Origin of the sequence: Microbulbifer sp. TYP-18, from assembly GCF_040932045.1 — a bacterium.
GTDB lineage: Bacteria > Pseudomonadota > Gammaproteobacteria > Pseudomonadales > Cellvibrionaceae > Microbulbifer.
In genome coordinates, this window is the sequence record NZ_JBFRBC010000014.1 from 57,536 (window position 1) to 72,429 (window position 14,894).

The 14,894-nt window shown below is 58.7% G+C and carries 10 protein-coding genes; 8 read left to right on the forward strand and 2 right to left on the reverse strand.

What is annotated here, in order from left to right; all coding sequences use genetic code 11:
• Nucleotides 1-495 precede the first annotated feature (495 nt).
• Nucleotides 496-3,177, forward strand: coding sequence for a M1 family metallopeptidase (locus tag ABVT36_RS12335; protein ID WP_368456846.1), 2,682 nt, complete (start codon nt 496-498; stop codon nt 3,175-3,177).
• Nucleotides 3,178-3,365: 188 nt separating this feature from the next.
• Here the strand turns inward: ABVT36_RS12335 and galE are convergent, their stop codons facing one another.
• Entirely contained in the window at nt 3,366-4,391 is a 1,026-nt protein-coding gene (gene galE / locus ABVT36_RS12340; RefSeq protein WP_368456847.1) for a UDP-glucose 4-epimerase GalE, read from the reverse strand.
• 342 nt (nt 4,392-4,733) lie between these two features.
• On the opposite strand from galE, the gene ABVT36_RS12345 reads away from it, so the two are divergent.
• Genes ABVT36_RS12345 through ABVT36_RS12355 form a run of 3 tightly spaced genes read left to right on the forward strand, consistent with a single transcriptional unit; the run spans nt 4,734 to nt 9,545 of the window.
• The gene (locus tag ABVT36_RS12345) at nt 4,734-6,656 is read left to right on the forward strand and encodes a PrkA family serine protein kinase (protein WP_367150989.1); all 1,923 of its coding nucleotides are present in this window, start codon (nt 4,734-4,736) and stop codon (nt 6,654-6,656) included.
• Between the two features lie 25 nt (nt 6,657-6,681).
• On the forward strand, nt 6,682-7,962 hold the full coding sequence (locus tag ABVT36_RS12350; protein WP_368456848.1) for a YeaH/YhbH family protein: 1,281 nt from the start codon (nt 6,682-6,684) through the stop codon (nt 7,960-7,962).
• Nucleotides 7,962-9,545 (forward strand): SpoVR family protein, encoded by a 1,584-nt coding sequence (locus ABVT36_RS12355; RefSeq protein WP_368456849.1) that lies wholly within the window; start codon nt 7,962-7,964, stop codon nt 9,543-9,545. The genes ABVT36_RS12350 and ABVT36_RS12355 overlap by 1 nt, the downstream gene beginning before the upstream one ends.
• 21 nt (nt 9,546-9,566) lie before the next feature.
• Here ABVT36_RS12355 and ABVT36_RS12360 read toward each other — a convergent pair whose 3' ends face one another.
• Nucleotides 9,567-10,136 carry a response regulator gene (locus ABVT36_RS12360; RefSeq protein WP_367150986.1) on the reverse strand — a complete coding sequence of 190 codons (570 nt, stop codon included), beginning with the start codon at nt 10,134-10,136 and terminating at the stop codon, nt 9,567-9,569.
• Nucleotides 10,137-10,655: 519 nt separating this feature from the next.
• On the opposite strand from ABVT36_RS12360, the gene ABVT36_RS12365 reads away from it, so the two are divergent.
• The 4 genes from ABVT36_RS12365 to ABVT36_RS12380 all read left to right on the forward strand — a co-directional run bounded on the left by ABVT36_RS12365 (nt 10,656) and on the right by ABVT36_RS12380 (nt 14,864).
• Nucleotides 10,656-11,876 carry a multifunctional CCA addition/repair protein gene (locus ABVT36_RS12365; protein ID WP_368456850.1) on the forward strand — a complete coding sequence of 407 codons (1,221 nt, stop codon included), beginning with the start codon at nt 10,656-10,658 and terminating at the stop codon, nt 11,874-11,876.
• On the forward strand, nt 11,869-12,597 hold the full coding sequence (locus ABVT36_RS12370; RefSeq protein ID WP_368456851.1) for a pteridine reductase: 729 nt from the start codon (nt 11,869-11,871) through the stop codon (nt 12,595-12,597). The genes ABVT36_RS12365 and ABVT36_RS12370 overlap by 8 nt, the downstream gene beginning before the upstream one ends.
• A gap of 280 nt (nt 12,598-12,877) precedes the next feature.
• Nucleotides 12,878-13,567: a response regulator transcription factor gene (locus tag ABVT36_RS12375; protein WP_368456852.1), complete on the forward strand. Its 690-nt coding sequence runs from the start codon at nt 12,878-12,880 to the stop codon at nt 13,565-13,567.
• Nucleotides 13,557-14,864 (forward strand): histidine kinase dimerization/phospho-acceptor domain-containing protein, encoded by a 1,308-nt coding sequence (locus ABVT36_RS12380; RefSeq protein WP_368456853.1) that lies wholly within the window; start codon nt 13,557-13,559, stop codon nt 14,862-14,864. Before ABVT36_RS12375 ends, ABVT36_RS12380 begins: the two co-directional genes overlap by 11 nt.
• Nucleotides 14,865-14,894: the final 30 nt, after the last annotated feature.

Consider the following 14,894-nt stretch of genomic DNA (forward strand, 5'->3'; position numbering starts at 1 on the left):
CCATCCAGTGAATTTCGTTTTCTATTGGGATGGGGTTTCAAAGCGGTTTTACGTGACTGTCGCGACATTTTATGACTGATTGGTCATCCCAAGGCTGACCTTATGGGCACAGAGGGGAGCGGGTGGATGATTCCGTTAGGGAGCCTCTGATTAAGTCAGTACTGTCTCAGCGGAGCCTGTGGCACCGCTTGGCAAGGCGCTGCGCGAAGGTCAAGGCTGGTTGTCTTTGATGAGCGCAGCAACAAAGTCCAAGTGGCGCCACAGGCCCGCCCTGCGGGGCTTTGCGTCGAGTCCGCCCGCTGCGTTGCAGCCCCTACAAAGGTAGCCAGCATTCCTGCGCAACTGCGCCTAACTGGCAAACTCGACGCAAAGCCTGAGATTGCACTGACTTAATCAGAGGTTCCTTAGGATATCCGTCGGTATATAGACCCGAGCCGGCGGTAAAAGGGCGGCAACAACCGTTACAATAAGCCTTTTGCCACGCGACGATCCACTATGACCAATCATCCTCTGCTCTTCCTGCTGGCGATTCTTGTGCCCATGCTGACCGCCTGCGGCCCGGCTGAAAATACCGGCAATGGCCCCGCACCTGCCGCCACTGCCGATGCTGCGGCGCCCCCGGGCCGGCTGCCCGCCGGGGTGACCCCCCTGTTCTATCACCTGGATCTTTTGCTCGACCCGCGTCGCGACGACTTTTCCGGCAGTGTGGCAATCGATATTCAGCTGGATGATCCGGCACAGCAGATCTGGCTGCATGGCAAAGACCTGCGCGTAAATAGCGTCGTCGCAACCGTTGCCGATGGCCGCCGGATCACCGGAAAATATGAACAAGTACTGGACAGCGGTGTTGCCGAGGTGAGCTTTGCGGAGACACTGCCCGCGGGAAGGTTCAAGCTGCGAATGGACTATGAAGGGGACTTCGATCGCAATCTGGCGGGCCTGTTCAAGGTAGAGGAGCAGGGCGACGCCTACGCCCTGGCAAAGTCGGAATCCATTCAGGCGCGCCGGTATCTGCCGGGATTCGATGAGCCGGGACTCAAGGCGCCGTTTGCTATCGGTCTCACCGTGCCCGAGGGCTATGCGGCCATCAGCAACGGCCGCGAGATCAAGCGGGAGTCCATTGGGAACGGGCTTGAAAAGATCACCTTTGCCACCACGCGTCCCATGTCCACTTACCTGCTCTCCCTGTCGGTGGGTCCTTTTGACAGGGTCGAACGGCCGGCCATACCCGCCAGTGAGTTCCGTCAGGAACCAATTCCACTGACTGGATATGCCCGCCGGGGCCGGGGTGCGGACTTGAACTATATCCTCGACATAACGCCGCGCATGGTGGAGATTTTCGAATCCCAACTGCGGCGCCCCTACCCCTTCGAAAAACTGGATATCGTCGCTGCACCCCAGTGGCCCAGCGGTGCCACAGAGCTGTCCGCCGCGATTACCTATCGCGAACAGCGGATACTGGTAGAGGGGCAGGAGCCCGCCCCCGGGGCGCGCCTGGCACTGCTGGGAGTTCACGCCCACGAGATTGCCCATATGTGGTTCGGCAACCTGGTCACGCCGCCCTGGTGGGACGATCTGTGGCTCAAGGAGGGTTTTGCCACCTGGGGCACGCCACTGGCGCTGACGCTGTTTGAGCCGCAAGGCGGTCACGACCTGAATGCAAGGGTGCGGGCTATCGGCGCCATGCAACTGGATTCGCTCGCCAGTACCCGCGCCATCCGCGAGCCAATCGAAGATAATAACCAGATTCGCAATGCCTATGACGCGATCACCTATGCCAAAAGCCTGGGGGTCATCGGCATGGTCGACCAGTATTTTGGTGCGTCGCGCTTTCGTCCCGCCCTGGGGCGTTACATCGAAGCCTTTGCCGATGGGGTGGCCGCATCGCCGGATTTCTATAGCGTCATCGGTGAGGAGACCAATACCCCGGAACTGACCGAGACTTTTCGCAGTTTCGTGGAGCAAAAAGGGGTACCGCAACTGGAGCTGGCACTGGACTGCAACCGGGAGGAGGCCGTAGTGGCAATCAGTCAGGCCCGCTACAAACCGCTGGGCTCTCCCATTGGCGACGCCCCTGTGCAGTGGAGTATTCCGCTGTGTCTGCGCAGCGAGGCCGGCACTCAGTGCCTGATGCTGACTGAACCGCAGCAGACGGTTGCACTGAAAAACGGGCAGTGTCCCAACTGGCTGCTCCCCAACGCCGATGGCAGTGGTTACTACCGCTGGAATTTGGCGGCTCCGCAGTGGCTGGCACTGCTGGATCACTTTTCCGAGTTGACCCCGGCCGAGACACTATCGGTTATCGACAGCGCTTTTGCCGCTTTTGAAGCTGGCACCCTGGCAGAGGACACGTTGCTGGATGTGGTGCGAAAGTCCGCCGCCAGCGACAAGCGCCAGGTGGTTGTGGCGCCGCTAACCTATTTGCACAAGTACCGCAGCAACTATGTCAGCGGCGCTTCCGCAGCCGCCTTTCGTCAGTTCGCCAGTGCGCTTTACCAGCCGGTGCTGGACAGAACCGCCGGTAGTGCAGACAACGAGGATAAATTGCTGTACAGCGAGCTGCTGAGTTTTATGGCACTCAGTGCAGGGGATCGGGCAGCGCGCCGGCAGTTGACCGAAAAAGCGGCCGCCTTTACCGGCTTTCAACGCGACCGCGAGCCTTCGGCGCTCGATTCGGATCTTTACCAGGCGGCCCTCAGCGTCGCGGTGCAGGATGCCGGTCAGGAGTTTCTGCCGCATCTGCTCAGGATGCGCAGCCAACTGGATGACCCGCGCTTTGACAACGCCAGTGCCAATGCCATCGGCGCTGCTGACAAACCTGCGCAGCTGGACACAATCCACCAGTTGGCACTCGGCGATGCCGTGGGTGCGAGGGAGGCCTTTGGATTGATAGCCCGGGCGATGGCGGAGCCCACACTGCGACAACAGCACTGGCGGTGGCTGAGAGACAATTTCCCCGCGGTTCTCAACAAGATCCCCGTGCAGTGGCGCCGGCAGGCCCCCGCCTTCGCCCGCAGCTTCTGCGACCGCCAGGCACTGGAGGAATTGCGGCAACTGTTCGAGCAATATGGCGACCTGGCCCCTGGATATCAGCGCAGCCTCGCGCAAACGGAGGAGAGAATCCGCCTGTGTATGGCCCAGAGGGAGCAGGGGGCAGCTCTGGTTGCAGCGCTGTGATCAAGCGATCAATCCAGTTGATGGCCCTTTATCGATTGGATTATCACCCTTGAGAACCTGCGCAATTGCGCGGAGGTAGGGGCTTGCCCTGGCCTCCGCCCGGCGGGGCACGCCTTTGTGTCACATTAACCCGGTAATTTATTTAGTTGCCGGGTTAGCAACCGCCGGCGAATAACCCGGCGCGGTTATTAGGGCGGATACCCGTCGGGATTCTGGGATTGCCAGCGCCAGGTATCCGCCACCATCCGCTGCAGGTCATACTCAGCCCGCCATCCCAGTTCCCGCGCAGCCGCCGAAGGGTCGGCGAAGCTGGCGGCGACATCCCCGGGGCGGCGCGGCAAAATAGCGCAGGGTATTTTACGGCCGATAACCCGCTCGAAGGCGCGCACCACCTGCATCACTGAGCTTCCGCTTCCGGTGCCCAGGTTATAGGTGTAGCAGCCGGCAGGGGTCCCGGGTTGGCTGAGCTTGCGCAGCGCCGCCAGATGGCCGCGGGCCAGGTCCACCACGTGAATGTAATCCCGCACGCCAGTGCCATCCAGAGTGTCATAGTCGTCGCCAAAGACGCGTAGTTCCGGCAACCGGCCCACCGCCACCTGGGCGACGTAGGGCAAGAGGTTATTGGGGGTGCCGCGTGGATCCTCACCGATAGTGCCGCTTTCGTGGGCGCCGATGGGGTTGAAGTAGCGCAACAGGCTTACCTTCCAGGGATTGTCCGGCGTTGCACATAGGTCCCGCAGAATATTCTCCACCACCAGTTTGCCGGCCCCATAGGGGTTGGTGGCGCCGGTGGGAAATTGCTCATCCACTGGCACCGAGGCGGGATCCCCATAAACCGTCGCCGAAGAACTGAAAATCAATTGCCGTACACCGAATGCCTGCATGGTTTCAAACAGGGCGAGACTGCCGGCAACATTGTTGTAGTAATAGCGCAAAGGTTGCGCCACTGACTCGCCAACGGCCTTGAACCCGGCGAAATGCATCACTGCCTCTATGGGGTAGCGGGAAAAAACCTCTCCCAGAGCCGCCCTGTCCCCGATATCCACCCGGTGAAACGCCACCGGTTGCCCGGCGATGGCCGCGACCCGTCTTAGTGATGTCGCGTTGCTGTTACTCAGGTTGTCCACCACCACTGGCTCCATGCCTGCAGCCAGCAGCTCCACGCAAATATGGCTGCCGATATAGCCGGCACCCCCGGTGACCAGAATTTTCATTTGCGTCCGCCAAATCGATCCGGGTTTCTGTAGAGGCCATCAGTAGAGCGTAAAAGTGCCACTTAATTCAACCCGTTGTCAGGGTCCGGCGGCGCCTGAATCTTAGGGAAAGCTATGCTGATTAAGCGGGATAAATGTATCTGTGCCCAACCCAGGACTGCACAGCGGCCCGCTGCAACTGGTGATAAAGATAGTATTTTGCGCGCAGGCGCAGCCCGGCAGGCGCACTCGCTGTCCGGCGGAGCTGCGCTAATGTCGGCGACCGGTCGAAGTGAATGCCATTTACGTTGCAGGGCATTTACTGCAAAGCGTCGCCAGACACGCCACAGGGAGCCGTGCACCATGACGATTTTCAATCATTATCTGGAGAGATACGAGGCCATTAGAGAGGAGGAGCTGGGTATCCAGGATTATCTGGAGCTGTGCAGATCCGATCCCAGCGCCTATGCCTGGCCGGCCGAGCGGATGCTGATGGCTATTGGCGAGGCACAATTGGTGGATACTTCCCGCGATCCCCGCCTGTCGCGTATTTTTTCCAACAAAGTGATCAAGCGCTATGAAGCCTTCAGCGAATTTTTCGGTATGGAGGAGGCGATTGAGCAAATAGTGTCCTTTTTTCGTCACGCCGCCCAGGGGCTGGAGGAAAAGAAGCAGATTCTATACCTGTTGGGCCCTGTAGGCGGTGGCAAGTCCTCCCTGGCCGAACGCCTCAAGGCGCTAATGGAGAAAGTGCCCATCTACGCCATCAAAGGTTCGCCGGTGTTTGAATCGCCTTTGAGTCTGTTTTCACCTGACGAAGACAGCCGGATATTGCAGGAGGACTACGGCATAGCGCCGCGCTATATCAACACCATCATGTCACCCTGGGCCGTCAAGCGCCTGCACGAGTACCGGGGCGACATCAGCCGGTTCCGGGTGGTCAAGCTCCGGCCATCTATTCTGGACCAGATCGCCATTTCCAAAACTGAGCCCGGCGATGAAAACAACCAGGATATTTCATCGCTGGTGGGCAAGATAGATATTCGCAAACTGGAGGATTTTCCCCAGAATGACCCGGATGCCTACAGTTTCTGCGGCAGCCTCTGCCGGGCCAACCAGGGCCTGTTGGAGTTTGTCGAAATGTTCAAAGCACCTATCAAGGTGCTGCACCCGCTGTTGACTGCCACACAGGAAGGTAATTACAACAGCACCGAGGGCCTGGGCTCCATTCCCTTTACCGGCACAATACTCGCTCATTCCAATGAGTCGGAGTGGCAGTCTTTTCGCAACAACCGCAACAACGAGGCGTTTCTGGACCGCATTTATATCGTCAAGGTTCCCTACTGTACCCGCGTCCAGGAAGAAATAAAGATCTACAAGAAGCTGCTGGAAAACAGTTCCCTGGCCAAAGCGTCCTGTGCTCCTGACACGTTGCGCATGCTGGCACAGTTCTCGGTTTTGTCCCGGATCAAGGATCCGGATAATTCCAGCGTTTATTCCAAAATGCGTATCTATGACGGAGAAAATCTCAAGGACACAGATCCAAAGGCAAAAACCATCCAGGAGTACCGTGATAATGCCGGTGTCGATGAGGGTATGAGTGGGCTTTCCACCCGTTTCGCCTTCAAAATACTGTCCAAAGTATTTAATTTCGATGCAACCGAAGTGGCGGCCAACCCGGTCCACCTGCTTTATGTGCTGGAACAGCAGATTGAACAGGAACAGCTGGCTCCGGAGGTGCAGGAGAAATACCTGGGATTTATCAAGGAATACCTGGCCCCACGCTATGTGGAATTTATCGGAAAGGAAATCCAGACCGCATATCTGGAATCCTACGCTGAATACGGGCAGAACCTGTTTGATCGCTACGTCACCTATGCGGATTTCTGGATCCAGGACCAGGAATACCGGGATCCGGAGACTGGAGAAATTCTCGACCGCGGTGCCCTGAATGAGGAATTGGAAAAGACGGAGAAGCCCGCGGGAATTTCCAACCCGAAGGACTTCCGCAATGAGATTGTCAATTTTGTATTGCGCGCCAGAGCCAACAATCAAGGTCGCAACCCGGACTGGCGCTCCTATGAAAAACTGCGTGCGGTGATAGAGAAGAAGATGTTCTCCAATACGGAAGATCTATTGCCGGTCATCTCCTTTAATACCAAAGCATCGGCGGACGACAAGAAAAAACATGCGGATTTTGTCGCCCGTATGGTGGAACGCGGCTATACCGAGAAGCAGGTCCGCCTGCTGTCGGAATGGTACCTGCGCGTGCGCAAGTCCCAGTAGGGCGTTAAGCCAAGGCAGTACAGCGATGAGCTATATCATAGACCGCCGCCTGAACGGCAAGAATAAGAGCACCGTAAACCGACAGCGTTTTCTGCGACGTTATCGGGCGCATATCAAGAAGGCGGTTGGAGAGGCGATGAACAGCCGTTCAATCACCGATATGGACAAGGGCGAGCAGATAGGTATTCCCACGCGGGATCTGGGCGAGCCGGTATTCGCCCACGGCTCAGGTGGCCATTTGGAACGTGTGCTGGCGGGCAACCGGGAGTTTGTCACCGGTGACTGTATCCCGCGACCGGAACAGCAGGCGGGCGGTGGCGGAGCTGGCAGCGATGCCAGTGACAGCGGGGAAGGAGTCGATGACTTCGTATTCCAGATTTCCCAGGAGGAGTTCCTCGATTTTATGTTCGAGGGCCTGCAGCTGCCGAATCTTATCAAGCGCAAACTGACTGGTAATGAGGCGTTTCAGGTGGTGCGCGCCGGTATCAGCAACGAAGGGACACCGGGGCGTATCAACGTCATTCGCTCACTGAGGGCTGCCAATGCGCGACGTATCGCCCTGAGCAGCGGCAAGAAGCGCAACATTCGCGCGATGGAGCAGCAATTGGCGGCGGAGGAGGAAAAAGATCCGGTACTGCGCGACCAGCGCGCGGTTGAAACCCTGAAGCGCAAAATCGCCGACCTGCACGGCCGCATCGAGCGAATTCCGTTTCTGGATGATTTTGACCTCAAATACAATCTTTTGCTGCGGCAGCCCAAGCCCCGCTCCAAAGCCGTCATGTTCTGCCTGATGGATGTATCCGGTTCCATGAACCAGGTCACCAAGGACATGGCCAAACGGTTTTTCCTGTTGCTCTACCTGTTTCTCCAGCGCAGTTATGAATATACCGAGGTGGTGTTTATCCGCCACCACACCAGTGCCAAGGAAGTGGACGAAGAGGAATTCTTCTACTCACGGGAAACGGGCGGCACTATTGTTTCCAGCGCTCTGAAACTTATGCGCCGCACCATGGCGGAACGTTACCCCGCCAGCGAGTGGAATATCTATGGAGCACAGGCATCCGACGGCGACAACTGGAACGACGACTCCAGTACCTGTCACAAAATCCTGATCGACGAAATCATGCCCCAGGTGCAGTATTTTTCCTATGTGGAAATCACCCCCCGGGACCACCAGGCCCTGTGGGAGGAATACGAGAGTGTGCGCACCCTGTTTCCGGACCATTTCGCCATGGAGCAGATTGTTGATGCGCAGGATATCTATCCCGTATTCAGGCAGTTGTTCAGCCGCAAGGTGGCCAACTGATGCCCGGTCTATCCCCTTCATCGCAGCAAACAGCCAAGCCCAGCGGCCCCATCTCCACCAGTTCCGAGTGGACGTTTGATTTGATCCGGGACTATGACCAGGCGATCTCCGAACTGGCCGATGCATTTGGACTGGATACCTACCCCAACCAGATAGAAGTCATCAGTTCCGAACAGATGATGGACGCCTACTCTTCAGTTGGCATGCCGGTCGGCTATCACCACTGGTCATTTGGCAAGCAATTTATCAGCGTGGAGAACAACTATCAGCGGGGGCTGATGGGCCTGGCCTACGAAATCGTCATCAATTCCAATCCCTGCATCGCTTACCTGATGGAGGAGAACACCATGGCCATGCAGGCGCTGGTGATAGCGCACGCCTGTTACGGCCACAATTCCTTCTTTAAAGGCAACTATCTGTTTCGCAGCCTGACCGATGCCGGCAGTATCATCGACTATCTTATTTTCGCCAAGAATTACATTGCACGTTGCGAAGAGCGTTACGGGATCGATGAAGTTGAGGCCCTGCTCGATTCCTGCCACGCGCTCATGAACTACGGTGTGGACCGCTATAAGCGGCCCTATCCCATATCTGCGCTGGAGGAGGAGCGCCGACAGAAAGAGCGCGAGGAGTATCGTCAGCGACAGCTCAACGACCTGTGGCGCACCATTCCCAAGCCGGCCGCCGGCCAGCAGCGGGATTCCGAAACGCGTTTTCCCGAGGAGCCGCAGGAGAACCTGCTTTATTTCATCGAAAAAAACGCACCCCTGCTACATAACTGGCAGCGGGAACTGGTGCGTATAGTGCGCAAACTCGCGCAGTATTTTTATCCCCAGCGCCAGACCCAGGTGATGAACGAGGGCTGGGCCACCTTCTGGCATTACACCCTAATGGGTGAATTGTACCGGTGTGGTCGTGTGACCGAGGGTTTTATGCTGGAGTTTTTGCAGAGCCACACCAACGTAATTTATCAGCCACCGTTCGACAGTCGCAGCTACAGTGGCATCAACCCCTACACTCTGGGGTTTGGTATTTTCTCCGACCTGCGCAGGATCTGTGACCAGCCGACCGCCGAGGACCGGCAGTGGTTTCCGGATATTGCCGGCAGCAACTGGCGGGAGACACTGCAATTCGCCATGCGGGATTTCAAGGATGAGAGCTTCATTCAGCAGTTTCTGTCGCCCAAGGTCATACGGGACATGAAGCTGTTCAGTGTCTGCGACGATGATCGCGAAAAGGAGATCCGGGTCAGTGCCATTCACGACGAGGAAGGGTATCGGGAGCTGCGCGCTAATCTCGCCGGGCAATACAATCTGGGCGACCAGGAGCCCAATATACAGGTGTACTCAGTGGACACCCGAGGCGACCGCTCCCTCACTTTGCATCACACCCAGCACCGGCGCCGCCCTCTCGGCAGGGACACCAGTGAGGTGCTGAAACACTTGCACCGGTTGTGGGGCTTCGACGTTCATCTGCACAGTCTGCACGGTGGAGAAATCAGCGCCAGCTACCATTGTCCAGATCAGGGCCCGGGCATCCGCGACCAGGAAGAGGAATCGATGTTGGTGCCCAAGCCAATCTGACCTTGTGTGCCGCTGCTGGCTTTACTGTGTTTCCAGCAGCAACTTCACTTTGCCGGCGAGTTCATTACTGTCCACCGGACTCGCCACCGCGGCATCCGCACCGGCCTTCAGCCAGCGCTGCAGGTCGTTCTCACCAGCCGGGGCAATCAGCAGGATACGCACGCTGGAACTGTCGCTGCTGGAGCGCAGGTGGTCGAGAATCTGGAAGCCGTTTACACCCGCCACATTCGTGTCCAGTAACACCAGCGCCGGCTTGCAACCCGCCAGGAGTGTCCCGGCGACAAAGCTGTCGCCCGCCACTTCGACCTCGCAGCCCGCCTGCTGCAGGGCCTGGCGCGCTGCTCCCGTCAGCTCCGGGTCCTGGGCCACCATCAGGACCTTGCGACTGGCCGAAGCCAGTTCGCCCGGTACCGGCATGGCGTTGTTGCGCAGAAAACCGACAAAATCCTCGACGCATATACGGTGATCGCCGCGCCCGGGCAGCTTGTACGCCTTGAGCTGTCCCCGCTCGATCCAGCGGATAACCGTGCGGAAATTGACTCCACAGTACCTGGCGGCCTCGCCAGTGGTGAGTACATGCAACTGATTCATTCTCTTTGATTCCCCCAAACAATCCATGGTTTGTGCAGACATGCCGGTGAAATCCAGTGCTCGCGCGAATCGCTGGCAATGACAGCTTTCCGAGAGAAACCCTAAAATTTCCCGCCACCCTTACTAATTATCCTGCCTGCACCTGTAAACCCAGGTTGAAACTCGGCACTAATAGCCTGTTAACGAACGAGGGGGAAACTACCTCAAAAAAACAAAAGCAACAATTGACATCTTAGGCAGTTTGAGTAGTATGGCGACTATTGAAGACCTTTCAGACGCACCTGCCAGCCGCACCTGAGCGCCTGGCGGTGATCGAGAATCTTTGTAACGGCGAGTGGTTATTTTCCAGCCACACTAATACCCTAAGACCCTGGGCCCCCTTGTCTTTTTGGGGCCCTTTTTTTATCTTGTCAAAACTCCTTTAACCTGCCGCGGAGCGGAAAGCGACGGCGTGGACATATTTGCGGCCGCAGTCAGCTTCGACCGGTATCTCGTCCCGCAACGAGCGGTGGTGTCGTCGTGAAAGTCTATCTGGTCGGCGGTGCCGTGCGGGACAAACTGCTGCGTCGCCCCGTCTGTGAGCGGGACTGGGTGGTTGTCGGTGCCGACGAAGAACAGATGCGGCGGCAGGGCTTCAAGCCGGTAGGGCGTGACTTCCCGGTATTTCTACACCCGGACACCGGCGACGAGTACGCCCTGGCCCGCACTGAGCGCAAGCGGGGGCATGGCTACGGCGGCTTTGACGTGCAGGCTGTACCGGAAGTCACCCTGGAGCAGGATCTGCTGCGCCGCGACCTCACCATCAATGCCATGGCCGAATCCGGCGATGGCGAACTGATCGACCCTTACGGTGGCCGGGCAGACCTGCAGGCCCGTATCCTGCGTCACGTATCCCCCGCGTTCGCCGAAGATCCGCTCCGTATACTGCGCGTGGCGCGTTTTGCCGCCCGCTACCATCATCTGGGATTCACCATTGCCACCGAGACCATGGCCCTGATGCGCCAGATGGTGCGGGCCGGCGAGGTGGAGTATCTGGTGGCAGAGCGCGTATGGAAAGAGGTCAGTCGCGCCCTGGTCGAAGCGGACCCGGATGTTTTCGTGCGGGTATTGCGCGAGTGCGGGGCCCTGAGCGTTCTGTTGCCGGAACTGGACCGGCTGTTCGGTGTGCCGCAGCCGCGGCAACACCACCCGGAGATAGACACGGGGGAGCATGTCCTGTTGGCCCTGAGCGCCGCCCCTGCGGAGCTGCCGGTGCGCTTTGCCGTGTTGCTGCACGACCTGGGCAAGGGAGTGACGCCGCCGGAGATGCTCCCGGCCCATCGCGGCCACGAGGTGGCAGGCCTGCCTCTGGTGCGGGCCGTGTGTGAGCGCTGGCGCACTCCCAGGGAGCTGACAACTCTGGCCCTGGGAGTTTGCCAGTACCACTTGCACTGCCACCGCGCCCTCACCCTGCGCCCCCAGACCCTGATGAAGCTGTTGCGCGGCCTGGATGCCCTGCGGCGCTCCCAGCGATTCGAGAACTTTCTGCAGGCCTGCGAGGCGGATGCCCGCGGGCGCCGGGGGCTCGGGGAGCGGGATTATCCACAGGTGGACTTCCTGCGCCGCGTGCGACAGGCTGCTGCCGAAGTGACCGCCGATGCCCTGATTGCGCAGGGCTGCCAGGGCGCGGAGTTGGGCAGGGCCCTGGATAGGGAGCGGGTGCGGGCTATTGCCAAAATGAAGGAAGCCTATCTTGCGTAATGTACTGATTACCGGCGCCGCCGCGCGCCTTGGCAGTGCCATGGCCCGCGAAATGCACCGGGACCACCGCATAGTGATTCACTATCGCAGCTCCGGTGACGCCGCCAAAAGACTGGAGCAGGCGCTGAACGCCATACGCCCGGACTCCGCCGCGGCCGTGCAAAGCAACCTGGACACTGCTGACGACTGCACACAGCTCGCCAGGCGCGCCGAAGAGGTGTGGGGCGGGATCGATGTGCTGGTCAACAATGCCTCGGCTTTTCACCCCACCCCGGTCGGCAGTGCAACGGAGGCAGACTGGGACCAATTGGTGGGCAGCAATCTAAAGGCGCCTTTTTTTCTCAGCCAGGCACTGGCGGAATCACTGGCGCACAACGGCGGTTGTATTGTCAATATGGCCGATATCCATGCCGAGCGTCCCATGCCTGGGCACACCATCTACTCTGCAGCCAAAGCCGGTCTGGTGATGCTGACCAAGAGCCTCGCCCTGGAGCTGGCCCCGGGGGTGCGGGTCAACGCCATAGCCCCGGGTGCCATCCTGTGGCCCCAGGGGGGGGCCGGCGACGAGCAAAACAGGGCGCAAATCCTACGGCGCATACCCCTGGGCCGCACCGGCTGTGCAAGCGACATCGCCAGTACCCTGCGCTTTCTCGCCTGCGACGCCCCTTATATCAATGGGCAGGTGATCGCGGTCGACGGTGGCCGCAACCTCACCACCTGACTGCTATCCCCTCTGTTTCGCCACCTTGGAGGGCTGTTGAAAAAGCCTCCCCCTGGCTTCCCTCAACCCGGATTTGCGGCACAGGCCCGCATCCCCTCAAGGACAAATCAAACAGCTACATGCCCGATTTGCGGCCCGAACATCCCTGTTCGAGACAGCAGGCAGCTGAAAAATACTTTTTTCAACAGCCTGTTAAGGCCTGGTGACAGCAGCTTCACTTCAATTTCACCACCGGGATGGCAGAATGGTCCGCATTTGCGCAACCATAAGATTTACGACGGTGCACCCGCTGAAAATTCTTCTGATTGAGGACAACCCCGCGATCGCCCGCCAGATTGCCGAGTTTCTGCAAATACAGGGCTGGCAGGTCGATTTCGCCCATTGCGGCGCTCTGGGGGTGCAGCTGGCGGTACAGCAGATTTTCGACCTGGTTATCCTCGACCTGGGGCTTCCAGACCTGGATGGCCTGCAGGTATGTGAATCCATCAAAACCCAGGCCAGCGTGAATATGCCCGTACTGATGTTGACGGCGCGGGATGCCATAGCGGATAAGGAACTGGGTTTTGGTATCGGTGCCGATGACTATCTGTGCAAGCCCTTCGACCCGCGGGAACTGGTTCTGCGTTGCGGCGCGCTGGCCCGCCGCCACCAGTTGCATCGATGCGATTTGATTCGGGTGGGCAGTCTGCAGATAAGCCACCGCAACCGGCAGGTTCACAGAAACGGGCAGCCACTGCGTCTCACTGCCATCGGATTTCGTATTCTCAGCACTCTCGCCCAGGCATCTCCCGCCCCCGTGAGTCGCTCCGCCCTTATCCACCAAATCTGGGGCGACGAGCCCCCGGGAACCGACGCGCTGAAGTCCCATATTTACAGCCTGCGCCAGGCTGTGGACAAACCCTTCGACACCCCCATGTTGAAGACTATCACCAACCTGGGGTATCAGCTGGAGCCCGGCGATGAGGGCTAATAGCAAATTACAGCGGCGCGTGTTTGCGGTTTTTGGTGGCTTTACCCTGCTACTCTGCCTGATATTTTTTGCTATCTGCCTGCTGGCAGCCTATGTGATTGAGGACCAGTTGCTGGACAACCTGCTGGAGGGGGAGGTGCGCTATATAGAGCAGCAGCTGCAGTTGCACGGCCGCCTGCCCGAGCCGCGGCTGCCCTATCTGACCCTATACACCGATCCGGAGGCAGTGCCTGCCGGCCTGCTCGGCGCACTTCCGGGCGATACCGTCAGGGCCGAGTGGTTCAGTGACGCTGAACATCACTTCCATCTGCGCAGGATTTTGCAGCCGGACGGCGGGAGGGCAATACTGGCGGCCGAGGTGAGTGGGCTGCTTACTGTTACACGACAGTCGACCAAACTGCTGTGGTTGTTTGGCGCTGCGTGTATCGTCACCATGCTATTGGCGCTCTGGTGTGCCTACCGCATTTCCTGCAAAACCATAGCCCCGGTCATTGCCCTGGCCGAGGCTATCCGGCGGCAGAAGTCCCTGGGCAGCCAGGTGCACCTGCCCCACAGTGGCGACGACGATGAAGTCGGCTATCTGGCCGCAACTCTCGAGCAAACCATCAACCAGTTAAAACAGGCTCTGCAGCGGGAAACGGAATTTACCCGCGATACCAGCCACGAGCTGCGCACGGCGCTGACGGTTTTACGCGGCACACTGACACTCTGCCAGCAGCGGGAAATGACAGCCGCTGAGAGAGAAGAACTGCTGCAGACAGTCGCCGACATGGAAGAGACGGTGGCGACTTTGCTGGCATTGGCCAGATCGGAATCCCTGCAGCGGCAGGCCTTCGAGGTTCGCCCATTGCTGGAGGAGCGTCTGCTGGCACGGCACCGGGAGATTACCGGGGTAAATTTCAGGGTGTGCCTGAGCCTGGGGAGGGATGTGAGGATTGTTGCCAATCGCCATTTGGTGTCGCTGCTTTTCGACAACCTTATCGGCAATGCCCTGCAACATGCATCCACGCCCAAACTGCGTATTTGTTCCGCAGGGGATTCACTGCTGTTTGAAAATTCGATCGCTGATGGCTTCGACGCCAGTTCGTCCCTGTTGCCCGGTCACAGGGGAAGCGGCAGTCGCGGTATTGGCCAGGGGTTGTTTCTGGCAAAAAGAATCTGCTGCGCATTGGACTGGGAAATTACTGTCCGGTGCCACCGGGGGATTTATCAATGCCGGATTTCCCGCCTTAACCCGCCCGCCACAGATCGCTCCCAGCAAGAGAATCTCACCTGGATTTCACCTGCAGGCCATTAATCTCTCCAGTGAAAAGCCGGGCATCTGCCT